Genomic DNA, 23,501 nt, shown 5'->3' on the forward strand with positions numbered 1-23,501 from the left:
GAGAGAGGTAGACGGCACGTGAGCGCCTTCACACCCGAGGCACTGCCATCAGCCGACGAGGCGCGCGCGGCCCTGGTCGCCCTGCGCCGCGAGGTGGCCAAGGCGGTCGTGGGCCAGGACGAGACGGTGACCGCGATGGTCGTGGCGCTGCTGTGCCGCGGCCACGTGCTGATGGAGGGCGTGCCCGGTGTCGCCAAGACGCTGCTGGTGCGCACCCTCGCGGCCGCGCTGTCCCTGGACCACAAGCGGGTGCAGTTCACCCCGGACCTGATGCCGGGCGACGTGACGGGCTCGCTGGTCTACGACCAGCACACCGCGAAGTTCGAGTTCATGGAGGGGCCGGTCTTCACCAACCTGCTGCTCGCGGACGAGATCAACCGGACCCCGCCCAAGACCCAGGCGTCGCTGCTGGAGGCGATGGAGGAGCGCCAGGTGACCGTGGAGGGCAGGCCGTCCGCGCTGCCCGACCCGTTCATGGTGGCCGCCACCCAGAACCCGGTGGAGTACGAGGGCACCTACCCCCTGCCCGAGGCCCAGCTGGACCGGTTCCTGCTCAAGGTGACCGTCCCGCTGCCCGAGCGGGCGGCCGAGGTGGAGATGCTGGGCCGCCACGCGGCCGGTTTCGACCCGGGTGACCTGGCCGCGGCCGGGGTCACCGCGGTGGCGGGCGCGGCGGAGCTGCGCGCGGCCCGGCTGGCCGTGGAGCGCGTGCGGGTGGCGCCCGAGGTCCTGGGCTACATCGTGGACCTGTGCCGGGCCACCCGGCAGTCGCCGTCCCTCCAGCTGGGCGCGTCCCCGCGCGGCGCCACGGCGCTGCTGCGCACCAGCCGGGCGTGGTCGTGGCTGTCGGGCCGCGACTACGTCACCCCCGACGACGTGAAGGCGCTGGCCAAGGGCACGCTGCGGCACCGGATCTCGCTGCGGCCCGAGGCCGAGTTGGAGGGGGCGACCACCGACGGAATCCTGGACGGTGTGCTCGCCTCCGTCCCGGTGCCGCGCTGATGGTGGTCACCGGCCGGGCGGTGCTGCTGGCGCTGGCGGCCACGGTCGCGGTGGCGCTGTCCGGTCTGATCGGCGCCGCGGCCGCGGCCGCGGCCCTGGGCGTGCTGGCGGCGCTGCTCGCCCTGGACGTCGTGCTGGCGGCGAGCCCCAAGGCGGTGCTGCTGTCCCGTGAGGGCGACACGTCGCTGCGCCTGGGCGACTCGGCGACGGTGTACGTGACCGTCGCCAACCCCACCCGGCGGGCACTGCGGGGGTCGGTGCGCGACGCCTGGCCGCCGAGCGCGCACGCCGCGCCGCGCAGCCAGCCGCTGCGGGTACCGGCCGGGGAGCGGCGCCGGGTGAGGACCGTCCTGACCCCGACGCGGCGCGGCGACGCCCGGGCCGCGGGCGTGACCGTGCGCAGCCTGGGGCCGCTGGGGCTGGCGGGCAGGCAGCGGACGCTGCCCGCGCCCTGGACCGTGCGCACGCTGCCGCCCTTCCACAGCAGGCGCCACCTGCCGGGCAAGCTGTCCCGGCTGCGCGAGCTGGAGGGGCAGCACACGGCGATGGTGCGCGGGCAGGGCAGCGAGTTCGACTCCCTGCGCGACTACGTGCCCGGCGACGACGTGCGGTCGATCGACTGGCGGGCCACGGCCCGCGGCGACGGCGTGGTGGTGCGCACGTGGCGGCCCGAGAGGGACCGGCGCATCCTCATCGTGCTGGACACCGGGCGCACGTCGGCCGGGCGGGTGGGCGACACCCCGCGCCTGGACCACGCCATGGACGCCGCGCTGCTGCTGGCCGCCCTGGCGGGCAGGGCGGGCGACCGGGTGGACTTCCTGGCCTACGACCGGCGCACGCGCGCGCAGGTGCGCTCGTCGGGCAAGGGCGGCCAGCAGGTGGGCCGGATCGTGGAGGCCATGGCCCCGCTGGAGGCGGAGCTGGTGGAGTCCGACCCGGCGGGCCTGGTGGGGACGGTCCTGGGCACGCAGGGGCGGGCCCGGCGGCTGGTGGTGCTGCTGACCGACCTGAACGCGGCGTCGCTGGAGGAGGGGCTGCTGCCGAGGCTGCCCGTGCTCACCTCCCGGCACCTGCTGCTGGTCGCCGCGGTCAACGATCCGGCGGTGGAGCTGATGGCCGCCGAGCGGGGCAGCGCGGACGCGCTGTACCGGGCGGCGGCCGCGGAGCGGACGCTGGGCGAGCGGCGCCGGGTGACCGCCGAGCTGCGCCGGATGGGCGTGGAGGTGGTCGACGCCGACCCCGAGCACATCGCGCCCGCGTTGGCTGACGCCTACATCAACCTCAAGGCTCAGGGCAGGCTGTAGGCCCGGGCCTCCCGCCCTCACCCTCCGGGTGCCGCCCAGACGGGGCGGCACCCGGACGTGCAGTATGGAGGGCATGGTTCCTCCCCCCGACGCCCATGACAACGCCTCCACCGGCGCCGTCCACGGCCAACTGCTCCAGGTGCGCGACATCCACGGCGGCGTGACCCTCCACGCGCCCGCTCCCGCGCCGCCGCCGCTCGCCGACGTGTCCCTGGACCCGCCGCGCCCGGCGACGGCCGTACGGGGACGTGAGGGGCTCCTGGAGGCCCTCGGCGGGGCGATGGAGGCCGGTGCGCCGGTTCCGCACGTGCTGACCGGGCCGGGCGGGTTCGGCAAGACCACGGTGGCGGCGGCGCTGGCCGAGCGTGCGCGTCGTGACGGGTGGACGGTGTTCTGGGTGCGGCCCGGAAGCGTGGCGTCGAGCATGGTCGAGGCCGCGGTGGAGGTGGGCGGCTCCCGGCAGGAGGCCGAGCGGGTGAAGGGGGCGCGGCGCCAGGCGGCCCGGTGGGTGTGGCGGCACCTGGACGCGGCGGCGCGGCCGTGGCTGCTGGTGATCGACAACGCCGACCGGCCCGAGAAGCTGGACCCGGAGAACCGGCCCGGGGACCAGTTGGGGTGGATGCGGGCGAGTCCGGGCGGGTTCGTGCTGGTGACCAGCCGGGTGGACGACCCCGCGCAGTGGGCGCCCGCGCGGGTGCACCGGATCGGGGAGCTGGAGGGGTCGGCGGCGTCCGAGGCCCTGGCCGACCACGCGGGGGCGGGCGGTGCGGCGGGGCTCGCGGGCGCGGAGGAGCTGGCCCGGCGGTTGGGCGGGGTGCCGCTGGCGCTGTCGCTGGCCGGGCGGATCCTGGCCACGCACCGGGTGCTGTTCCCGGACGCGCACGCGCTGTTGGCGCGGCTCGGCGAGGGCGTGGGGGCTCTGGACGAGCTGGCGGCGCCCTTCGTCACCGGTGGCGACGTCGAGCGCGGGCTGCTGTCGGGGGTGTGGGAGCTGTCCCTGCGCCTGGTGGAGGAGCGCGAGCCCAGGGCGGTGCCGCTGTTGAAGCTGTTGGCGGTGCTGGGTCCAGACGCCAGTGAGGTCCCGCTGCGCAGGCTGCCGCTGTCGGAGCTGGACGGCGGGGTGCTGGGATCCCCGACCGACGCGGACCTGGCCAGGGCGGTGAACGCGCTGGTGGTGCACGGGCTGGTCTCGGTCGTCTCGTCCCAGGGGGAGACCGCGCTGCGGCTGCACCCGCTGGTGTCGGAGACCGTGCGCTCAGGGTTCGGGGAGGAGGACTTGGAGCTGGTCAACGAGGCGGAGCGGCTGCTCGCCTGGCAGCGCGACCGGGACCTCCAGTTCGAGCTCAGGGTCCTCTACGAGATCGTCCTGCTGCGTACACGTCTGCACCCTCACGAAAAGGATGCGGCCATGGTGACCGTGGGGAAACTGACGGTGGCCACAACGGCCGTTCATCGAAAGGCATTCGTCTCTCTTGTGGCGGCTGCCCGAGCGCTACTCCGCCTCGGTGCCTTTGAGGAGGCCGAAGAAACCCTCTCCGCCCTTATGGCGTTCGCCGAGAAGCAGTTCGGCCGGTACGACCGCGCTGTGTTCTCGGCCAAGCACCACCTCGCTGAGTCCTGGCTGTACCAGGGCCGGGTGGAGGAGGCGGACGAAGCTTTCCGCGCTCTACACGAGGACAGGAGCAGGGCTCTGGGACACGAGCACGTCGAAACCCTGGATTCCCTCTACCAGCTGGGCCTGATCGCACTCAGGCAGGAGCGTTGGAGCGAGGCAGCGGCCACTTTGGAGGAAGTCGGGGAGGCACGGGTGCGCGTCGCAGGGGAGGAGGACCCCCTGGCTCTGCTCGCCTTGCAGAACAGGGCCTACGCGACCATGTGCCAGGGTGACCCCGCCACGGCGGAGGTCGGGTTCCGGCGTGTTCACGCAGTACGGCGACGTGTCCTGGGCGCCGACCACCACATGACGGCTGACGCTGCTTTTTATGTGGCCAGAGCTGCTCAGGAAAAGGGCGACGCTCGAAGAGCTCTTGTGGGATTCACCGAGGTGCTACGGGTCTGGATCATGCAGCTGGGACAGGAACACCACCAGGTGAAAATGGTCGAGCAGCACATCGCGGAGGTCGAAGAACTCATCGTTCAGGGTGGATCCACCCCATCAGGGGCACCCTCATGAGCCGGAGACCACGCGCAGCAACGCCGTCCACTCCGGTGCGGCCAACCAGAGCGTTCGACCGTCCGCATGCACGGAGTCTCGGACACCGACGCCGGACGTAGTGACGACGGTCTCCACACAGCATGTTGCCGCTGCGCTGTAGCTGCTCTTGAACCAGCGCGGGGATTCGGTGTCCACGGCCCGGATGATGGCACGGCACCGCCCACCCGGCCAGTCCGTGGCCTCAATCGGCCAGAGATCGGACGACTCGGCGCGCAGCGGACCGGCCGCTGACCGCAGGCGGCCACGCCCCCGGTCCTCGGCCCTCCGCGCTCGCCGGGACAGGCCCTCAGGCCACCGGGACGGCGGCGGGGGCGTTCTCCAGGTCTCCGGTCTCGCCCTCCTGGTAGGCCTTCCTGCCCACCGTGAACACGTAGACCAGGAACAGCACCTCCGCCAGCACGCCGATGCCCAGTGCCACCGGGATCGGGATGACCCCGGCCGCGGCGTTGCCGGTCACCACGCCCTCGATGAGCCCGGAGACGAGCAGCACCACCACCAGCCCCAGGGCCACCGCGATGGCGGCGCGCCCCTCCTCGCCCAGGGCGCGCATGCGGGTGCGGTCGCCGGGCGCGATGATCGTCCACCCCAGCTTGAGGCCCACCCCACCCGCGACGAAGACGGCGGTCAGCTCCAGCAGGCCGTGCGGCAGGAGCAGCCCGAAGAACACGTCGCCCTGGCCGTGGGCGAGCATGATCCCGGCGGCGACGCCCACGTTCACCGCGTTCATCAGCAGCACCGCCAGGGTCGGCAGCCCCAGGGCCACGCCGTAGATGATGGCCTGCGCCGACACCCACGCGTTGTTGGTCCACACCTGGGCGGCGAACGAGCCCCGGGGGTTCTCCATGTAGTAGTTCGCGAAGTCGTGGTCGACGTACTGGGCCATGAAGTCCGGCGTGCCCAGGGCGTACAGCACGTCGGGCTCGGACACGATCCACAGGGCGGTGACCGCCGCGATCGCGACCATGCCCGCGCTGGTGCCGATCCACCACCACCGCAGCCGGTACAGCACCGCCGGGAAGACGCGGGTGAAGAACCCGCCGACGTCGCGCCACGCGGAGGCGTGCGCGCCGGTCACCGCCGAGCGGGCCCGGGCCACCAGCGCGGACAGCCTGCCCACCAGCGCCGGGTCCTGACCGGAGGAGCGCACCACCGACAGGTGGGTGGACACCCGCTGGTAGAGCTCGACGAGTTCGTCGATCTCCTCACCGTCCAGCGAGCGGCGCCCGCGCACCAGTCTGTCCAGCCGTTCCCACTCCGGGGCGTGCGCCGCGGCGAACACGTCGATATCCACGCAGGGAACCCTATCCGTTCCGCGCGCGGTCCGGCTCTGGAGCCGGTTGACGAGGCCCCCGTCGACCCGTCCGTCCGGGTGCGCTCCCGACTCCGCCGCGAACAGCCGTCCCGTGTGCCGGGTAGTGTCGGGACGACGGTTTCAGACAGTCCCGAGGGAGCGAGTGCTGGTGTCCTATCCCGGCAACGGCGACGCCCGCGCCGACGTGTACGGCGTGACACCCCTGGTCACGGGTGACGCCGTGGTCCTGGACCTGCGTCCGGCCGGTTTCGCCACCAGGGCGGCGGCTCTGGCCATCGACGCCCTGGTCCAGGTCATCGCCCTGATCGCGCTGAGCGTCCTGGTCACCTGGATCGGCAGGGGCCTGGACCCCGCGATCACCGCGGCCGTGTCGCTGTCGAGCGTGATCCTGATCCTGGTCGGCTACCCGGCGGTCTTCGAGACCGTGAGCCGGGGGCGCTCCCTGGGCAAGATGGCCCTGGGCCTGCGCGTGGTCGGCACCGACGGCTCCCCCGAGCGGTTCCGTCAGGCGCTGGGCCGGGCGCTGGCCGCGTTCGTGGAGATCTGGCTGACGAGCGGCGTGGTCGCGCTGATCACGTCGATGATCAACCGCGACGGCCGCCGCGTGGGCGACTTCGTGGCCGGGACGATGGTGGTGGAGGAGCGCGGCGGCAGGCCGCGCGAGGAGGTCATCCCGATGCCCCCGCACCTGGCGGCCTGGGCGGCCACCACCGAGCTGTCGCGGCTGTCCCCGGAGACCGCGGCGGCGGCGCGCCAGTACGTGCTCCGGTACGGGGAGCTGGCCGAGCACACCCGCCACGAGATGGGCGTCCGGCTGGCCGACACGGTGGCCGCGCAGATCAGTCCGCCCCCGCCGCCGGGGACCACACCGCCCTACTTCCTGGCCGCGGTGCTCGCCGAGCGCCGGCGCCGCCACGAGGCGGCCGCCCAGCGCGCCCAGCCCGGATACCCGCAGGGCGGCCCCCAGCAGCAGTGGTACGGCCCGCACTCCTCCCGCTGAGCCCGGGCGCGCGGGAGCGGCTGGCGCGGCGGCTTCCCGCTCCGGCCGCGACCACGCTGAGCGCTGTCCGAAGCGGCCGGTACTGCGCGGGAGCGCCCGTCAGGCGTGCCAGGAGCGCAGATAGGCCTCCTGCCCGGGGGTGAGCGCGTCGATGCGCACCCCCAGCGCGGCCAGTTCGAGCCGGGCCACCTCGGTGTCGGTCTCCGCCGGCACCTCCACCACGCCCGGCTCCAGGTCGGAGGCGTTGCGGGCCAGCCAGGCCGTGGTCAGGGCCTGCACGGCGAAGGACAGGTCCATCACGGCCGCCGGGTGCCCCTCGGCGGCGCCGAGGTTGACCAGGCGCCCCTCGGACAGCAGGAGCAGGCGGCGCCCGTCGGCCAGCACGTACTCGTCGGCCTGCTCGCGCACGCCCCGGTTGACCTCCACGGCCCGGCTCTCCAGGGCGTTCAGGTCGATCTCCAGGTCGAAGTGGCCGGAGTTGGCCAGGATCGCGCCGTCCTTCATCAGGTCCAGGTGCTCGGCGCGGACGACGTCGCGGTTGCCGGTGACGGTGACGAACACGTCCCCTGCGGGGGCCGCCTCCTCCATGGTGGTGACGGTGTAGCCCTGCATGACCGCGTCCAGGGCCTTGACCGGGTCGACCTCGGTGACGACCACGCGGGCGCCCATGCCGCGGGCGCGCTCGGCCAGGCCCCGACCGCAGTAGCCGAACCCGGCGACGACCACCGTGCGCCCGGCGAGCAGCGCGTTGGTGGCCCGCAGGATGCCGTCGATGGTGGACTGGCCGGTGCCGTACCGGTTGTCGAACATGCGCTTGGTGGCGGTGTCGTTGACCGCGACCATGGGCAGCCGCAGTTCGCCCTCGGCGCTCATCCGGCGCAGCCGGATCACGCCGGTGGTGGTCTGCTCGCAGCCGCCCAGCACGCCGTCGAGGAGGTCGGGGCGGGCCAGGTGGGCCGTGTTGACCAGGTCGCACCCGTCGTCGAGCAGCAGGTGCGGCCGCGACTCCAGGACCGTGACCAGGTTCCGGTCATAGGCCGCCGGGTCCATTCCGGCCCACGCGTGGACCGAAACCCCGTACTCGGTGACCAGGGCGGCGGCGGTGTCGTCCTGGGTGGACAGCGGGTTGGACGCCGCCAGCCACACGCTCGCCCCGCCCGCGCGCAGTGCCCGCAGCAGGTTGGCGGTCTCGGCGGTCACGTGCAGGCACGCGGCCACGCGCAGGCCGTCCAGGGGGCGTTCGGCGGCGAAGCGCTCGCGCACGCTGCGCAGCACGGGCATGGAGCGCTCGGCCCAGTCCACGCGGCGGACCCCGGCCCCGGAGAGGCCGAGGTCCGCCACCTGGTGGGAGGGGAGTGTCATGTGCTGCCTAGTAGCGGTAGTGGTCGGGCTTGAAGGGGCCCGAGACGTCCACACCGATGTAGGCGGCCTGCTCCTTGGTGAGCTGGGTCAGCTTGACGCCGAGCGCGTCCAGGTGCAGCCGGGCGACCTTCTCGTCGAGGATCTTGGGCAGCGTGTACACGTCGGTCGGGTACTCGTCGGGCTTGGTGAACAGCTCGATCTGCGCGATGACCTGGTTGGTGAAGCTGTTGGACATCACGAAGCTGGGGTGGCCGGTGGCGTTGCCCAGGTTGAGCAGGCGGCCCTCGGAGAGCACCAGGACGGACTTGCCGTCGGGGAAGGTCCACTCGTGGACCTGCGGCTTGATCTCCTTCTTGACCACGCCGGGGACCCTGGCCAGGCCCGCCATGTCGATCTCGTTGTCGAAGTGGCCGACGTTGCCGACGATCGCCTGGTGCTTCATGCGGGTGATCTGGTCGGCCATGATCACGTTGAAGTTGCCGGTGGTGGTGATGAAGATGTCACCGGTCTCCAGCACGTCCTCCAGGAGCGTGACCTGGTAGCCGTCCATGGCGGCCTGGAGGGCGTTGATCGGGTCGATCTCGGTGACGACCACGCGGGCGCCCTGGCCGCGCAGGGCCTCGGCCGCGCCCTTGCCGACGTCGCCGTAACCGCACACCACGGCGACCTTGCCGCCGATGAGCACGTCGGTGGCGCGCATGATGCCGTCCGGCAGCGAGTGGCGGATGCCGTACTTGTTGTCGAACTTGCTCTTGGTGACCGAGTCGTTGACGTTGATCGCGGGGAAGGCCAGGGTGCCCTCGCGGCGCATCTCGTACAGGCGCAGGACACCGGTGGTGGTCTCCTCGGTGACGCCCTGGATCCGCTCGGCGATCCGGGTCCACTTGGTGTTGTCGCGCTCCAGGCTGGCGCTGAGCAGGCGCAGCACGACGCCCATCTCCTCGCTGTCGGCGCTGTCGGGGTCGGGGACCGCGCCCGCCTTCTCGTACTCGGCGCCCTTGTGGACGAGCATGGTGGCGTCGCCGCCGTCGTCCAGGATCATGTTGGGGCCCTCGGCGCCCGGCCAGGTCAGCGCCTGCTCGGTGCACCACCAGTACTCCTCCAGGGTCTCGCCCTTCCAGGCGAAGACCGGCACACCCTTGGGGTCCTCGGCGGTGCCGTCGGGGCCGACGACGACCGCGGCGGCGGCGTGGTCCTGGGTGGAGAAGATGTTGCAGCTGACCCAGCGCACCTCGGCGCCCAGTGCGACCAGGGTCTCGATGAGGACCGCGGTCTGGACGGTCATGTGCAGCGAGCCCATGATGCGCGCGCCCTGGAGGGGCTTGCTGTCCCCGTACTCGGCGCGGGTGGCCATGAGGCCGGGCATCTCGTGCTCGGCGAGCCGGATCTCGTCGCGTCCGAAGGCGGCCAGGGAGAGATCGGCGACCTTGAAGTCGAAAGCCATGCGTTCCTCACTCGTGATGGTCGTGGCGCACCCGATTCTAGGGCCGCGACCGGGATCACCGTGCGAAATTGACATTTCACCGTCAGGTTCGCGCTCCTTGGTGGGGAGGGTCGGTTAGGGTCGCGTGCATGGCCGCCCTCGACGACGACCCGCCCCCCTCCGACCTCCGGCCGCGCGGCCCCGTGCCGATCTCCGCGGCCGCCGACCGTGTGGGCACCACCGCGCGGATGCTGCGCTACCGCGAGGGCCTGGGCCTGCTGCCCCGTACCCAGGAGCAGCCCACCGGGCGCGGGCACCGGCACCGCCGGTTCACGGAGGAGGACCTGCGCACGATCGCGGTGGGCCTGGAGCTGGAGCGCGAGTTCGACATCCCGCCCGCCGCGCTGGCCTTCGCCCTGCGGGTGCTGGCCGAGCCCGAGGTGCTGGCGCGGGTGCGCTCGCACGGGGAGCGCCTGGGCAGGCTCGCCGCGGCGCCCGCCCGCGCGCTGGACTTCGAGAAGCAGAAGGCGATGCGGCTGCTGCACGGCCGCCGCCCCTGAACACTCCCGGTTTACGCTCCGACGCGTCCGGTAGCGGCCACAGGTCGGGGCCCGAGACAGGTTTTGGCCAACTGTCCACTGGCTACGGAAGACACGTGGATACCCTACGTTGCGGTGCGGACCTGGACCGGATTCCGGCCCTGGTGCGCGAGGACCTCATGGACGTCGACCGGCTGCGGGCCATCTGGGCCCAGCACCGGCAGAGCCAGCCCCGGCGGGCCAGGGACGCGGCGCGGCGCGAGCTGACCGGCCGCCGGGTGCGGGCGCTGGGCGGCGGGCCCGCCCTGGAGGAGCTGGTGGTCTCCGCCGCGGCGGACGGGGCCTCCGGGCGTCAGTTGACCGCCGCGTTCGTCCTGGAGCTGGCCGAGCGCGCCAGGAACCTGCCCGAGGACTGCCCCGCGCGCTCTCCCCAGCGCCCCGTGGACTCCGAGCAGGCGCTGCGTCTGGCGCGGGCCGCCTCGGTGCCCGCCCATCCGGTGGTGCGCGCCGCCCAGACCTACGCCGAGGCCGTGGCGGTGCTGGCCGAGCTGGACCCCGAGCGCCCCGGGGGCACGCACGCGTGGGCGCTGCCGTGGCTGCTGGCGTCCCTGGTGCTGCGGCGGGCGGACTTCCCGCCGCTGCTGCCCGACCCCCTGGCGCCGCCGTGGAGCGGGCGCGACGCCGACGAGCGCCTGGCCGGGATGGTCCGCCACTTCGCGCGCCTGGTGACCGGCACGCTGCTCGACGAGCTGAGCTGGACCCCCGAGCACGTCCCCGAACCCCGCTCCCCCGTGTCGCCGCTGGCGGCGGTGACGCGCCGCCGCGTCCTGGACTACGTGCGCTCGCGCCGGAGCTCGCTGGCCATGATCCTGCGGGCGCTGGACCCCGCGGCGCGCACGTCGGTGTACTCGGGCGGTTCGGACGACTCCGAGCCCGGCACCGCCTCGGAGGTGGTGGTCCGCAACCTGCTCACGCCGGGGGCCGCGCACTGGTGGACGGCGCTGGAGCTGACGGTGGGCGGGGCGTCCCTGACGCTGTTCGTGGTGGTCCAGGAGGTGGGCCGTCCCCGGACGGGGGTGCTCGCGGTCACCGCGGACGCGCGCCTGACCACCCCGGAGGGGGCGCGCGACGCGCTGGGCATGTCCGGCGCCGACAGCGTGACCGTGATGCCCACGGACTGTGTGGACGACCGCTGGCCCCAGGTGCGCGACCTCGTGGACGAGGCCGTGTCCCGGGCCATGAACGAGCTCACCCGGGTCTGAGCGGTCAGCGCCGCCGGTGGCCGGGGGTCAGCCGCTGATGGCCAGCAGGAGCAGCACCAGCAGCAGGATCACGATGGTGATGAGCACCGCCGGGATCACCCAGCTCTGCTGGAGCACCGAGTTCTGCTCGACGGGGCGCGGCATGGGCTGCTGCGCGCCGGGGCGGGCGTAGGTCTGGTTGGGGTTCATGCCCGTGGCCATGGGGTTGGCGCCCGCGTGCAGGCCGTGGGGCATGCCGGGCGGCGGGGGCGGGTAGGCGGGGGCGCCCGGGCGCGGGTTGGACGTGCCCGGGTGGCCGGGGATTCCGGGCCTGGGGTTGGAGGTGCCGGGGTGGACGAAGCCGTGGCGGGGGTCGGAGCCCATGGGGTGCCCCGGCATGCCCGGACGGGGGTTGGCGGCGCCGGGCTGCGCGTACCCCGCGGCGCCCGCCTGCGGGCCGCTGTGCGGCTGCTGGGGGCCCGTGTGCGGCTGCTGCGGCCCGGTGTGCGGCCGGTAGGGCATCTGGGCGCCGGTGAACAGGCCGGTCTGGGCGATCTGCTCGCCCTGCTTGACGGCGTCGTCGGTGGAGGGGCCGGAGGCCTCGGGGCCCTCGTGGCCCAGCAGGCGCATGAGGAGCGTCTGGGCGTTGGGCCGGTTGTCCGGGTTCTTGTCCAGGCAGGACTCGACGATGGGGCGCAGGGCCTCGTCCATGCCGGTCAGGTCCGGGGGCGCGCTGACCACGCGGTGGACGACCGCCGGGACGGTGTCGGAGCCGAACGGCGCCCTCCCGGTGGAGGCGAAGGCGATGACGCAGCCCCAGGCGAAGATGTCGCACTTGTCGGTGATGTCGCGGCCCTCGATCTGCTCCGGCGCCATGTAGGAGGGCGTACCGACGATCGAGTTGGTCATGGTGGCGGTGCCGTCGTCGATCCGGGCGATGCCGAAGTCGATGACGCGGGGGCCGTCCGGGCCGATCAGCACGTTGCCGGGCTTGAAGTCGCGGTGGACGATGCCCGCCTTGTGGATGGCGACCAGGGCGGTGGCGGTGGTGATGGCGAGCCGCTGGAGGGTGGAGCCCTTCTGGGTGGCGCCCTTGGCGATGGTCTCCTGGAGGTCCTTGCCCGGCACGAACTCGCTGACCACGTAGGGCGGGTCGCCGTCGAGCCGGGCGTCGATGATCGCGGCGGTGCAGAAGGAGGCGACCTTCTGCGCCGCCCGGACCTCCTTCTCGAACCGCTTGCGCAGGTCGCTGTCGCGCGACCACTGGTCGTTGAGGACCTTGACCGCGTACTGCTCGCCGCCGGAGTCCTCGGCGAGGTAGACGATCCCCTGGCCGCCCTTGCCCAGCCGCCCTGTCACGCTGTACTCGCCGAACGAGGAGGGGTCGCTCGGCAGTAGCGGTTCGGGACCGGGCATCGGTGTCCTCCGGGAGATAGGGGTGAGGGGGCGCGCAGCACCAGGGTACGGGTTGTGGGGAACGCGGTGGTGCGTCCCGTCGTGCCCCGTTACCCCGGCGCAACCGTTATGACTGCTGGAACGCCCGGGGCGTTCCCGGTCTCACCCGATTTTTCGCGCCTCGTCGACCAGCAGGACCGGGATGCCGTCCCGGATGGGGTAGGCCAGGCCGCTCTCGTCGCAGACCAGCTCGTCGGTCTCGGGGTCGTGGCGCAGCGGGGCCTGGCTCTGCGGGCAGGCCAGGATCTCCAGCAGCCAGCCGTCGATCTTCGTGCTCATGTCCTCGTTCCTCTGCAGTGGGGTGTCCCTCTGCCCCCATGATGCCTGGTCAGGCGCGGACGATGGCCAGGACCTCGTCGCGCAGACCGGCCATGGACGCCTCGTCGGGGGCCTCGACGTTGAGCCGCAGCAGCGGTTCGGTGTTGGAGGCGCGCACGTTGAACCACGACCCGTCGGGGAGGGAGACGGTCAGGCCGTCGAGTTCGTCGACGGTGACGCCGTCCCGCCCGGCGAAGACCTCGCGTACCGCGGCCATCCGCCCGGGGGCGTCGGCGACCTTGGAGTTGACCTCCCCGGACCCGGCGTAGCGCGAGTAGGCCTCGGCGATTCGGGAGAGGGGGCGGTCGTCGTTGCCCAGCACCCGCAGGACGTGCATCGCGGCGAGCATACCGGTGTCGGCGCGCCAGAAGTCGCGGAAGTAGTAGTGGGCGGAGTGCTCCCCGCCGAAGATCGCGCCCGTCTCGGCCATGGTGGCCTTGATGAAGGAGTGCCCGACCCGGGTGCGGACGGGCTTGCCGCCGTTCTCGCGGACGATCTCGGGCACGGCCTTGGAGGTGATGAGGTTGTGGATGATCGTGGCGCCCGGCTCGCGCTCCAGCTCCTGGGCGGCCACCAGGGCGGTGACGGCCGAGGGCGGAACGGCGTCGCCGTTCTCGTCCACGACGAAGCAGCGGTCGGCGTCCCCGTCGAAGGCCAGGCCGATGTCGGCGCCGGTCTCGCGGACCTTCGCCTGGAGGTCCACCAGGTTGTCGGGGTCCAGGGGGTTGGCCGGGTGGTTGGGGAAGGTGCCGTCCAGCTCGAAGTAGAGGGGGACGACCTCCAGCGGCAGGCCCTCCAGGACGGCGGGGACCGTGTGGCCGCCCATGCCGTTGCCCGCGTCCACCGCGACCCTGAGCGGGCGGATGCCCGAGAGGTCGACCAGTTCGCGCAGGTAGTCCGCGTACCCCGCCAGCAGGTCGCGGTGCGTGACCGTTCCCGCGGGGCCGTCGTGGGCGGGCGCTCCCCCCTCCAGGATCTCCTCGGCCAGGCGGCGGATCTCGTCCAGGCCCGTCTCGCCGCTGATGGGCGCGGCTCCGGCCCGGCACATCTTGATGCCGTTGTACTCGGCGGGGTTGTGGCTGGCGGTGAACATGGCGCCGGGCAGGTCCAGGTGGCCCGAGCCGTAGTAGAGCAGGTCGGTGGAGCCGAGCCCGGCGAAGACCACGTCCAGGCCCTGGCCGGTGACGCCCTCGGCGAAGGCGGTGGCCAGCTCGGGCGAGGAGGGGCGCATGTCGTGGGAGACCACCACGGCCTCCCCGCCGACCACACGGGCGAAGGCCGCTCCGATCGCCCGCGCGATGTCGGCGTTGAAGGTGTCGGGGATCACGCCCCGCACGTCGTATGCCTTGAAGATGCTTGCGAGGTCAGCCACGTCTTCTCCGGCCAGGTCGGTCCTGCTTGGGTTCGGTCCCGCGCGGCCGGGCCGCGCGCGGTACAAAACTAGCAAGGCGTCCCCGTGAACCCCCGCACCACCGCCGGTTCGGGCCCGGGCCGGCTCCCCGCCGCGGCGGGGGCGGCGTCGTCTACCCGCCGGAGTGCCGGGGGGGCTGCTGTTCGCCGCGCCCCGGATCGGATCTGACCACGCGCAGGTGCCCCCGGCGCAGCGTCCCGGTCCCCTCGCCGATCTCGTCGGAGGGGTCCTTGCGGGCAGGCGGGCGGGCCGCCTCACGTACGGCGTCGGCGAGGGCCTCCAGGTCGTCGCTGCCCGGGCCGCCGCCCGTCGTCTCGACCGGGAGTCGGACGACCTCCCAGCCGCGCGGTGCCGTCAGCCGGTCGGCGTGCACGGCGCAGAGGTCGTAGCAGTGCGGTTCCACGTAGGCGGCGAGCGGGCCGAGGACGGCCGTCGAGTCCGCGTAGACGTACGTGAGCGTGAAGACGGCAGGCTGTCTGCAGGCGGTACGGGAGCAGCGTCGAACAGGGCTCACAGCGTTCGACTGTATGCCTTTACTGAGGGACACGCCAGCATCGTTCCATGAGCTGGCCCGTTCGCGCTCGTCCGCGGGCTCCGCGCGCCGCCCTCCGACGCTCTCCAGGGGGTCGGCGCACCCCCTCCGACCCGCCCCCCGTCACCGTCCGGCGGCCCGTTCCTCGGGCGAGTGAGCGCTTTCGCCTCGGGAGGGACTACGCGCGGGGCCCGCGATGGCTTAGTCTCGAAGTGTGCGACGAGTGCGCCTTTCCAGTGGCCAACCAGACCGAGTGCGGCGCCGGGACCGCCGCGGCCGAGGCATCCGCGGTCCTCTCGTGCCCTCTGACCTGCCGGTTTTCCGTAGCCGGGCGCAGGCCTTCGACGACCTTGTCCTGGACGCCGTCGAACGCCTCGAACGCCTGTGGGCGCGGGAGCTGGCCAATGTCGACTTCCTCGTGGAGGACGTCCCCCCTGTCGAGCCCCGCGGCCCCCTGACCGAGGCGATCCCCTTCTCCCGCCTGGAGACCGATCCCTCCGGCCGGGCCAGAATCGTGGTGTACCGGCGTCCGGTGGAGATCCGGACGAAGGATCCGGAGGAGATGGCCCTCCTCGTCCACGAGACGGTCGTCGAGGAGGTCGCCAACCTGCTCGGCGTGGAACCGGAGTCGGTGGACCCCGAGGGCTGACCGGGCCGGCCCGGGACCCGTCGGGGCCGCCCGGACGCGTCGGCCCCCGGCCAGCTCGGCTAGGGGACCGCCCCCACCATGCTGTCGCGTACCACCGGGAGTTCTATCCGCACCGGCGCGGGCGTCACCGGCAGCACACCCAGCCCGTCCCCGCCGCCGCGCAGCACGCGGGCGACGTGGACGGGCTCGGAACCGTCCAGGACCTCCAGGCGGACCGCGTAGCCGTCCTCGGGCGCGGTGCCCGGAGGCGCCTGCCAGCCGTCGTCCCCGCCGAACACGGTGGTGGTCCCGGCGGCGACCCGCACGCGCACGGCGTCGCCCTGGGTGGCGTCGGCGCCGATGGGGGTGGCCATGAGGGTGGCGTCGCCCCCGACGGCGGTCAGGAGCAGCTCGGTGTCGGCGCCCTCGGGGACGTCGGGCAGGACCGCGGTGGTGTCCAGCGGGAAGCCGAGCGGCGGCACCGCGGAGGTGTGGGCCGCCTCGACCACCTCGACGTCGTCCCCCTCCCCGGTCACCGCCTCGGCGGCGACACCGGCGACCACGGGCGCGTCCGCCCGCACCACGACCGCGCCGGGCTCCCCGGCCAGGACGGTCTCCAGGCTGAGCCAGGCGGAGGCGGCCGGGGGCACGCTGAAGGTCAGCGGGTCGTCGGCGGTGGCGCCCTGCGCCTCCCCGTCCTCCTCCCGCGTCTCGTCCGTCCCGGCCTCCGGGGCCGGGGTGACGGTGTACACGCGCACCTGGACGGGCTCGTCGCCCGGCGCGGCCACGTGCAGGCGGCGACGGCCGTCGCCGCCGGGAACGCCGGGGATCACGTGCTCCCGGGCGGGCGCGGCCGTGGGCGGGACCCAGTCGGCGGTGCCGGAGGAGTGCTCGGCGAGCAGGGAGGCCGCGACCCGTCCCGTGCTCGTGCGCACGTGGACTCCGACGGCGCTGGTTCCGCCGACCAGTCCGGTCAGGTCCAGCTCGGTCGCCGTCCCCGCGGGCAGGGCGATGCCCCTGCTCTCCTCGGAGGAGGAGGGGCCGCCCTCGGTGTAGACGTCCACGCTGACCGTGGCCCGGGAGTCCTCGGGGTTGGCCAGGTGCACGGTGAGCGCGTCGAGTCGCATGCCCTCGATGCCGTCGCCTCCGGGGAGGGCGAACCAGGTTCCGACGGAGGGTTCGAGGCAGCGGACCTCGGTGGCCGAGCCGTCGGAGAGGGTGGTCTGGGCGGTGTCGAGTCCGGAGGCCAGGGAGCCCTCGGCGCGCACGGCGGTGGGGGCTTCGGTCCCGGCGGTGTCGGTGTTCCACACGCGGCCGGGCTCGGTCAGCTCCTCGCCGACGGTGCCGCCCCGGGCACCGTCCGCGCCGCCGCCCCCACCGGCCTCACCGTTCCCGGAGTCCTCCTCGTTCCCGCCGTCCCCACCGGTCTCGTCGTCCCCGGTGTCCTCGGCGTCCTCCTCGGGGGCCTCGGGAACCGACTCGGCCCACAGCTCGCCCTCGTCGTCGCGGCTCACCCTCGGAGCGAACGCGGCCACGGAGCTGTCCCCCGACTCGTGCGGGGCGGGGCACACCCGCACCGCGTGGTCGGGCCGCACGGTCCCGGGGGCGGTGACGCCCAGCTCCGCGGTGATCGGCCCGGTCGCGAACGCGACGCCGAACAGCGCGGCCAAAGCCAGCGAGACCAGCCCGAACAGCGCGAACCTGTTCTCCACGATCAGTCGCACGGTCTGGTCCTCCCGCTCGGTGCCGGACGCCTGGCGGGCCTGGTCGGCCCGGCCGTCCCGGTGTCCTCGTCTGCTGATCCCCGGCGCGGCGCCCCCGCCCGGCACACCGTTCCCGGGGCCGCCGTTGCCGGGTACGCCGTTCCCGGGACCGGCGACGGCCCCGGGCGCTCCCCCGTCGCCCCCGGCCGCGGGGCCGCCGTCCGCACACCGCCCTCCGGGCTCCCCCGGCGCGCTCTCCTCCCGCGGTCACCGGCCACGGCGCCGCTCCCCCCTGCGCACGCCGCGGGTGCCCCGGCGGCGGCCCCCGCCCCGCACGGCGGGCAGCGTGCCGGTGTCCTCCTCGGACGCGGAACCGGGCGGGACGCCGTCCTCCGGCGCGTCCGCTCCGGCGTCCCCGTCCGCGCGCACGCCGGGGTCCTCACCGCCGGGCCGCGACCGGCCGGGCCTGGCGCGTGAGCCCCGGCGCGAGGACGCCCGGGACCTCCCCGAGCGCCGCAGCCGCTCCGGCCGCCGCGGGCGGGGTGTGGGCGTGGCCTCGATCAGCCGCGCCTCCTCCTCGGTCCGCACACCCGGCGCGGCGAGGACCGCGACCACCGTGAGCAGGACCCCCTGCGTGAGCAGCCAGGCCGCGTGGACGTAGTCGGTGTGCCAGACGCGCAGGTCGCCGCCCTCCACGGGCAGCGCCCAGGCCTGGGTTCCGTTCTGGGTGGGGACGGGGTCCAGTTCGACGCCGTCCAGGCTGGCGCGCCAGCCGCTGTCTGCGGCCTCGGCCAGGGCGAGCCGCCGCCCGGTGCCGCCCTCGGGGACCGGGGCGCTCACCTCGTCCGCGTCCCCGCGCACCGCGAGGACCTCGGCTTCGACGCCGTCCTCGGAGACCACCCGCAGCGCGCCGGTGGGGGCGGCCAGCCGCCAGAGCGCGTAGTGGCGCGACAGCGACTGCCGCTCCAGCCCCGGTGTGCCGTCCAGGGTGTCGACCATGGTGACGTCGGCGGGCCCGCTGATCCGCGGGCGCGGGTAGAGCACGTACTGGATGCCGAAGTCGGCCAGGGTGTACATCTGGTCGCCGCCCTGGCCGACGGTGAGTTCGGCCACGGCCCGGTCCATCGCCCCGCGGATCCCGCTCTCGGGCACGAGGTGCTCCTCGCCCAGACGGGGTTCGCGTCCGCGCACGACCAGGTAGTCCACGCCGCCCTCACCGTCGGCGGTGACCACGAGGGTGCGCGGCCGGGTCCCCGCCCCGTCGGACCCGCCGCCCTCGACGGTCCCGGCCCCGGTCAGCGCGCCGGGGACGACGGGTTCGGCGTGCGCGGTGACCGGCCCCCGCACGCCCTCCCACATCCACACGCCCGCGGCGCAGACGGGGGTCGCCAGGGCGAGCAGTCCCACGGCGAGCGCGAAGACCCGCCTGGGCCCGCCCAGGCGCACCATGTCGCCGAAGGAGCGCGCGGCGGTCGCCGCCGACAGCAGCACCGCCGTGGCGGCGAAGGTCAGGGCGACCCCGGGCCAGACCGGCGCCGGGGGGCCGCCGTAGTAGGGCTCGACGACCACCCGGCTGGTCAGGACGGCCACGAGGATCCCGAACAGGGCGAGCGACCACCCCGCCGCGGCCAGCATCCGGTTGCGGAGCAGCAGCAGGGAGCACAGCGCGGCCACGGCGAACCCGGCCGTGACCCAGAACGGCGGTGTCCCGGGGCCGCCCGGCGAGAGCATGAGCAGTTCCTGCGGGGTCGGGCCCGGCGCCGACAGCTCGGGGCGGTGCAGTCCCGCCTCCAGCAGCCACAGGCTGGGGTGCAGGAGCAGTTCGAGCGTCCACGGCATCAGCAGCACGAGCGGGACGGCCAGGCCCAGCGCGACGCTGACGTAGATCCGGCGGCCGAGGTGGCCGAAGGCGACGGCCACCAGCACGCCGGTGACCAGCGACAGGAGCCACACCATCGGCACGAACGCGGTGGCGACCGTCAGGACCAGGCCCACTCCCCAGGCCGCTCGGCGCGAGGGCTTGGGCGGCATCGACACCAGCCGCACCAGCAGCAGTCCCAGCACCGGCAGCAGGACGTGGACCAGGGCGGTGCCCAGGCGGCCCTGGGCGACCGCGCCGGTGGCCGCCGGCAGCAGCGCGTAGGCCGCGGCCGTCCACAGGCGTGCGGGGCGAAAGCCCAGCACCTCGCGGGCGAGCAGGTAGGCGGTCAGCCCGGACAGGGGCACGCAGCCCAGCAGGACGATCGTGACGGCCAGCCAGGGCTTGCCCAGGGTGAGCGTGGACAGCAGGGCGAGCAGTCCGACGTAGGGCGGGACGGGGTCGGCCGCGCCGAGCCCGCTGTCGGGGCTGCCGGACAGGTACAGGTTCCACAGGTCGCCCGCGCCGCCCGCGACCGGGGGCAGGGCGCCGCCCGCCAGGAGGTCGCCCAGGAGCAGGGAGCGCTCGGCGACGAGGGCCACCGCGGCCAGGGCCAGGACCAGCAGCACCCCGGGCCGCAGGAGCACGCTGCGCACGAAGCCGGCGGTGTCCGTGGGGATCTCGTCCTCGTCCTCGGCGGCGGGCGGCGCGGTGACGGCCTGGTGACGGCCGGGGGTGTTGCGCACGGGCTCCCCGGACAGGATCCCGGTGAGCACGTCGTGGACCTGGCGCATGGCCACGCCGCGCGCGAGGAAGGGCCGGATGGCGCTGTAGGTGCGGCGGCGGTCGCGGCGGCGCCGGAAGCGGGCGCGCATCAGCCGGAGCGGCCGCAGGTAGACCAGGGTGATCGCGGCGGCCTCGTCCAGGGCGTTGGCGGGCTGCTTGATGAGCAGGTACCCCACCACCCGCAGCAGCGAGGCCACGGAGTTGCGCAGCAGCGCGGCCACCATGCCGCCCAGGGGCAGGTTGGCCAGCAGCACGAAGACGGCGTGGCGGCGGTCCACCCGGCGCGGGTGGTTGCGGGTGGCGGAGATGGGCCGGCGGCGCCGGGCGGAGGCCTCGGCGTGGTAGGCGACCGCGTCGGTGACGAGGACGGCGCGCAGTCCGGCGCCGCCCACCCGCCAGCAGAAGTCGATGTCGTCGCGGAACAGCGGCAGGGAGGGGTCGAAGCCGCCGAGGCGGTCCCACACGTCGCGGCGCACGAGCATGCCCGCGCTGGAGACCGCCAGGACCTGGCGTGTGCCGTCGTGCTGGCCGTGGTCGAACTCGCGCTGCTCCAGGCCGGTCTCGCGGCGGCCCGCGCCGTCGATGGTCACGCCCGCCTCCACCAGGAGGCGGCGGTCGAACCAATCGCGCAGCTTGGGGCCCAGGACGGCGGCGCGGGGGTCCTGGTCGGCGGCGTCCAGCAGGTGGGCGAGGGCGTCCCGGTCCGGGGTGAGGTCGTCGTGGATGAGCCAGATCCACTCGGTGGCGTCCTCATCGAAGCCGCGTACGGCGCTGGTGGAGCGCGGCAGTTCCAGGGCGGCGCGGACGGCGTCGCCGTACCCGGTGTCGGCGGGCAGCTCCACGACGGCGTCGGCGGGCAGGAACCGGGCCAGGACCTCGGCGCTGTCGTCGGTGCTGCCGGTGTCGGCGGCGACGGCCCGCTGCACGGGCCAGGACTGGCCGCGCAGCGCCTGCATCGTCTCGGGCAGCCAGCGGGAGCCGTCGTGGGAGACGATGACCGCGGTGACGACGTGTCGGGCGAAATCCTGGTCAGGCACGGCTGTGGTGGGTTCTCTCCGGGAGGGGGCGCGGCCCCGATCGGGTCCGCGGGTCCGGCCGGGCGGGGCCGACGGGCGCGACCGCGCTCCGGACGCGGTCCGCGCGCGGGACGTCACGGCCGACCGCGGCCCTCGTGACCTCGTGGGGCCGGACAGGGCCCGCGCGGGACATCACCCTACGCCACCCGCCACCATTACGGGCCTATTCGTCACACGCCGCTGCGGCCGACCATATCGGAGCATTCACACCGCGACGGGAAGGCTCCATTCGAACACACATCCGAATAGGGACCGGCATATCCGGGCATTACAGCCCCCGGCCGGGCCGCGGACACAATCGCCGTGCGCCGGGGAAGGGGCCGAACATGAAAAACGCGCGCCCGGGCTCGCGGCCCGGACGCGCGTCTCACACGCGGCCCTACAGCATCTCCGCCAGGAAATCGAAATCTCCCCCGGCGGCTTTCTTCAGCCTGCGGCGCTCGCGTTCGGAGAGTCCCCCCCAGATGCCGAAGCGCTCATCGTGCTCCAGCGCGTATTCCAGGCACTCCGCGCGTACCTCGCACGACTGGCAGACCTTCTTGGCTTCCCGCGTCGAGCCGCCCTTCTCGGGGAAGAACGCCTCCGGGTCGGTCTGCGCGCACAGGGCACGCTCCTGCCAGCCCAGATCCTCATCCGAGCCGTGCGCCAGCGGGATGACCTCGCTCATGCGCACCTCCTGTTGCCCCCCATAGATGTCCCCGGCCCTTTTCGTCCCCCGGGCCGGGTGGAATCCCACCTTGAAATTACACGTGGGTCGCTTGCTGAGAGTCAAGCGCCCTGCGTGGTAATCCACTGAATATCATGTAACGAACCGCCAACGGCAGCCCGGTGATGTCCGTTCTGCGGATTACCACGCAATTCACGACCTTCCGAGGCGGTGGGGAGCGCGGGCCGACGGAGCCGGGTCAGCGCTTGTCCTCGCCGCCGTACCACCCCTGCTGGTCACCGGTTCCGCCCTGTCCCTGCTGGTCAGAGCCGTATCCGGTGCCCGCTCCGTACTGCCCTCCGTACGATCCGCCGCCCTGGCCGGGCGTCTGGTTGCCGTTGTTCTCACCGGAGTTAAAGAAAGGATCAAGATTGCTGTCGGCGGGGGTGTCCTGCGCCTGCTGCCCCTGGTCAGCGCCCTGGTACCAGCCGTACTGGATCGCGTCCTGGGCGGCCTGCTCGCCGGAGGCGGGCTGCTGCTCGGTGCTCTGCGGGGCGTACTGGGACGGGTCGTAGGCGTACTCGCCCGGCTGGCCGTAGGCGGCCTGCTGGCCCGGGGCGTCGGTGCCGTACTGCTGGCCGTAGGCCTGCTGCGCGGGGTCCGCCCCGTACTGCTGGCCGTACTGCTGGGAGGCGTCGTAGCCCTGCTGGACGGGCTGCTGCCCGGAGGCGTCGGTGCCGTACTGCTGGCCGTAGGCCTGCTGGGCGCCCGTGCCGTACTGCTGCTGCACGGGGTCGGTCCCGTACTGCTGGGCCGGGGCGTCGGTGCCGTACTGCTGGCCGTAGGCCTGCTGGGCGCCGGTCCCGTACTGCTGCTGGACGGGATCGGTCCCGTACTGCTGGCCGTAGGCCTGCTGCGCGGGGTCCACGCCGTACTGCTGGGCGGGGTCGGCGGGCTGGCCCGGGTAGGCCGGCTGGGCGAAGGACTGCTGCGCGCCGGTGGCGGGCGGGAACTGCTGCGGGTAGGCGTTCTGCGGCCGCACCACCCTGGGGACCAGGGTGGGGTCGTTGAAGGCCTTGAGCGCGGCGAAGCCGAAGATGCCGAGCACCGCGCCCTGGGCGACGGTCCCCAGCATCCGGGCGAAGCCGTGGCCGATGTTGATCGCGTCGATGAAGCCGCAGATCACCGTGATCAGGCAGAACAGCAGGCCCACACCGGTGATGATCATCGCGGTCAGCACGACCGGGGAGGCGCCCGCCCTGGTCCTTTCGCTGGTCAGCACGAGGGCCACGGCGACGGCGACCAGGATCGTGATGGTCACACCGAAGAAGTTGGCGGAGCCCGCGTCGTACATGGCCGAGGCGAAGGACGTCTCCGAGCGCCAGCCGCTGGATCGGACGATCACCTGGATGAGTCCGGAGAGCATGAGCACGCCCGCGGCTGCAAGCAGGACCCAGGCCCCCGGAAGGCGCAGGCGTTCTAGCGTTTCGTTCTTCAAGAGAGGTTCCCCATCTACTGCTGCTTCGCCGTCGGGTCGTTGGGAACGGCGTCGGGCTGTCACGTGTGGATCGACCGCGTCCGGGCATGGATGTGGGGACACCGGGCGGGGCCGAAGAGTGGGATGGCGACCGCGGCCACGGAGTTCACGGATCTCCGATACCGGAACGGTCACACACGGATCATGCCCACG

The 23,501-nt window shown here is 73.7% G+C and carries 19 protein-coding genes; 7 read left to right on the top strand and 12 right to left on the bottom strand.

Annotated features, from left to right (window positions below; genetic code table 11):
- Positions 1-18 precede the first annotated feature (18 nt).
- The 3 genes from NDAS_RS18560 (at position 19) to NDAS_RS18570 (ending at position 4,479) form a co-directional block, all read left to right on the top strand.
- Positions 19-1,002, top strand: a complete 984-nt coding sequence (locus NDAS_RS18560; protein ID WP_013154754.1) for an AAA family ATPase — start codon at positions 19-21, stop codon at positions 1,000-1,002.
- On the top strand, positions 1,002-2,306 hold the full coding sequence (locus NDAS_RS18565) for a DUF58 domain-containing protein (protein WP_013154755.1): 1,305 nt from the start codon (positions 1,002-1,004) through the stop codon (positions 2,304-2,306). Before NDAS_RS18560 ends, NDAS_RS18565 begins: the two co-directional genes overlap by 1 nt.
- Positions 2,307-2,370: 64 nt before the next feature.
- Positions 2,371-4,479, top strand: a complete 2,109-nt coding sequence (locus tag NDAS_RS18570) for a tetratricopeptide repeat protein (protein WP_013154756.1) — start codon at positions 2,371-2,373, stop codon at positions 4,477-4,479.
- Here NDAS_RS18570 and NDAS_RS29725 read toward each other — a convergent pair.
- Complete coding sequence (locus NDAS_RS29725) at positions 4,474-4,656, bottom strand: DUF397 domain-containing protein (protein ID WP_071622669.1); 183 nt, start codon at positions 4,654-4,656, stop codon at positions 4,474-4,476. The genes NDAS_RS18570 and NDAS_RS29725 overlap by 6 nt on opposite strands.
- Before the next feature lie 151 nt (positions 4,657-4,807).
- Positions 4,808-5,812 (bottom strand): stage II sporulation protein M, encoded by a 1,005-nt coding sequence (locus NDAS_RS18575; RefSeq protein WP_013154757.1) that lies wholly within the window; start codon positions 5,810-5,812, stop codon positions 4,808-4,810.
- 163 nt (positions 5,813-5,975) lie between these two features.
- Here NDAS_RS18575 and NDAS_RS18580 point away from each other — a divergent pair, with 163 nt between their 5' ends.
- Positions 5,976-6,833 carry an RDD family protein gene (locus tag NDAS_RS18580; RefSeq protein ID WP_013154758.1) on the top strand — a complete coding sequence of 286 codons (858 nt, stop codon included), beginning with the start codon at positions 5,976-5,978 and terminating at the stop codon, positions 6,831-6,833.
- A 99-nt stretch (positions 6,834-6,932) separates the two neighbouring features.
- Here the strand turns inward: NDAS_RS18580 and ahcY (NDAS_RS18585) are convergent, their stop codons facing one another.
- Complete coding sequence (ahcY, locus tag NDAS_RS18585; protein WP_013154759.1) at positions 6,933-8,195, bottom strand: adenosylhomocysteinase; 1,263 nt, start codon at positions 8,193-8,195, stop codon at positions 6,933-6,935.
- A 7-nt stretch (positions 8,196-8,202) separates the two neighbouring features.
- Positions 8,203-9,639 carry an adenosylhomocysteinase gene (ahcY, locus tag NDAS_RS18590; RefSeq protein ID WP_013154760.1) on the bottom strand — a complete coding sequence of 479 codons (1,437 nt, stop codon included), beginning with the start codon at positions 9,637-9,639 and terminating at the stop codon, positions 8,203-8,205.
- 128 nt (positions 9,640-9,767) lie between these two features.
- Here ahcY (NDAS_RS18590) and NDAS_RS18595 point away from each other — a divergent pair, with 128 nt between their 5' ends.
- Positions 9,768-10,178 carry a MerR family transcriptional regulator gene (locus NDAS_RS18595; RefSeq protein WP_013154761.1) on the top strand — a complete coding sequence of 137 codons (411 nt, stop codon included), beginning with the start codon at positions 9,768-9,770 and terminating at the stop codon, positions 10,176-10,178.
- 95 nt (positions 10,179-10,273) lie between these two features.
- Complete coding sequence (locus NDAS_RS18600) at positions 10,274-11,419, top strand: hypothetical protein (protein ID WP_041552854.1); 1,146 nt, start codon at positions 10,274-10,276, stop codon at positions 11,417-11,419.
- 27 nt (positions 11,420-11,446) lie between these two features.
- Here the strand turns inward: NDAS_RS18600 and NDAS_RS18605 are convergent, their stop codons facing one another.
- The 4 genes from NDAS_RS18605 to NDAS_RS18615 all read right to left on the bottom strand — a co-directional run bounded on the left by NDAS_RS18605 (position 11,447) and on the right by NDAS_RS18615 (position 15,096).
- Entirely contained in the window at positions 11,447-12,814 is a 1,368-nt protein-coding gene (locus tag NDAS_RS18605) for a serine/threonine-protein kinase (RefSeq protein WP_013154763.1), read from the bottom strand.
- 141 nt (positions 12,815-12,955) lie between these two features.
- Entirely contained in the window at positions 12,956-13,132 is a 177-nt protein-coding gene (locus tag NDAS_RS28140; protein ID WP_013154764.1) for a Trm112 family protein, read from the bottom strand.
- A gap of 49 nt (positions 13,133-13,181) precedes the next feature.
- Complete coding sequence (locus NDAS_RS18610) at positions 13,182-14,543, bottom strand: phosphomannomutase/phosphoglucomutase (protein ID WP_013154765.1); 1,362 nt, start codon at positions 14,541-14,543, stop codon at positions 13,182-13,184.
- A gap of 151 nt (positions 14,544-14,694) precedes the next feature.
- Positions 14,695-15,096 carry a DUF3499 domain-containing protein gene (locus NDAS_RS18615; protein ID WP_026338144.1) on the bottom strand — a complete coding sequence of 134 codons (402 nt, stop codon included), beginning with the start codon at positions 15,094-15,096 and terminating at the stop codon, positions 14,695-14,697.
- A gap of 271 nt (positions 15,097-15,367) precedes the next feature.
- On the opposite strand from NDAS_RS18615, the gene NDAS_RS18620 reads away from it, so the two are divergent.
- Positions 15,368-15,763: a metallopeptidase family protein gene (locus NDAS_RS18620; RefSeq protein WP_013154767.1), complete on the top strand. Its 396-nt coding sequence runs from the start codon at positions 15,368-15,370 to the stop codon at positions 15,761-15,763.
- Positions 15,764-15,822: 59 nt separating this feature from the next.
- Here NDAS_RS18620 and NDAS_RS18625 read toward each other — a convergent pair whose 3' ends face one another.
- The 4 genes from NDAS_RS18625 to NDAS_RS18640 all read right to left on the bottom strand — a co-directional run bounded on the left by NDAS_RS18625 (position 15,823) and on the right by NDAS_RS18640 (position 23,309).
- On the bottom strand, positions 15,823-17,466 hold the full coding sequence (locus tag NDAS_RS18625) for a DUF5719 family protein (protein WP_041553231.1): 1,644 nt from the start codon (positions 17,464-17,466) through the stop codon (positions 15,823-15,825).
- Positions 17,467-17,712: 246 nt separating this feature from the next.
- Entirely contained in the window at positions 17,713-21,126 is a 3,414-nt protein-coding gene (locus tag NDAS_RS18630) for a glycosyltransferase family 2 protein (protein WP_013154769.1), read from the bottom strand.
- A gap of 418 nt (positions 21,127-21,544) precedes the next feature.
- Positions 21,545-21,832: a WhiB family transcriptional regulator gene (locus tag NDAS_RS18635; protein ID WP_013154770.1), complete on the bottom strand. Its 288-nt coding sequence runs from the start codon at positions 21,830-21,832 to the stop codon at positions 21,545-21,547.
- 238 nt (positions 21,833-22,070) lie between these two features.
- Positions 22,071-23,309, bottom strand: a complete 1,239-nt coding sequence (locus NDAS_RS18640; protein ID WP_013154771.1) for a hypothetical protein — start codon at positions 23,307-23,309, stop codon at positions 22,071-22,073.
- Between the last annotated feature and the right edge of the window lie 192 nt (positions 23,310-23,501).

The organism is Nocardiopsis dassonvillei subsp. dassonvillei DSM 43111 (genome assembly GCF_000092985.1).
Taxonomy (GTDB): Bacteria; Actinomycetota; Actinomycetes; order Streptosporangiales; family Streptosporangiaceae; genus Nocardiopsis; species Nocardiopsis dassonvillei.

Bases quoted from the DNA above. Each gene is read 5' to 3' on its own strand.
- NDAS_RS18565 (WP_013154755.1), top strand. From the start codon at position 1,002: ATGGTGGTCACCGGCCGGGCGGTGCTGCTGGCGCTGGCGGCCACGGTC.
- NDAS_RS18570 (WP_013154756.1), top strand. From the start codon at position 2,371: ATGGAGGGCATGGTTCCTCCCCCCGACGCCCATGACAACGCCTCCACC.
- ahcY (WP_013154759.1), bottom strand. From the start codon at position 8,195: ATGACACTCCCCTCCCACCAGGTGGCGGACCTCGGCCTCTCCGGGGCC.
- ahcY (WP_013154760.1), bottom strand. From the start codon at position 9,639: ATGGCTTTCGACTTCAAGGTCGCCGATCTCTCCCTGGCCGCCTTCGGA.
- NDAS_RS18595 (WP_013154761.1), top strand. From the start codon at position 9,768: ATGGCCGCCCTCGACGACGACCCGCCCCCCTCCGACCTCCGGCCGCGC.
- NDAS_RS18605 (WP_013154763.1), bottom strand. From the start codon at position 12,814: ATGCCCGGTCCCGAACCGCTACTGCCGAGCGACCCCTCCTCGTTCGGC.
- NDAS_RS28140 (WP_013154764.1), bottom strand. From the start codon at position 13,132: ATGAGCACGAAGATCGACGGCTGGCTGCTGGAGATCCTGGCCTGCCCG.
- NDAS_RS18635 (WP_013154770.1), bottom strand. From the start codon at position 21,832: ATGAGCGAGGTCATCCCGCTGGCGCACGGCTCGGATGAGGATCTGGGC.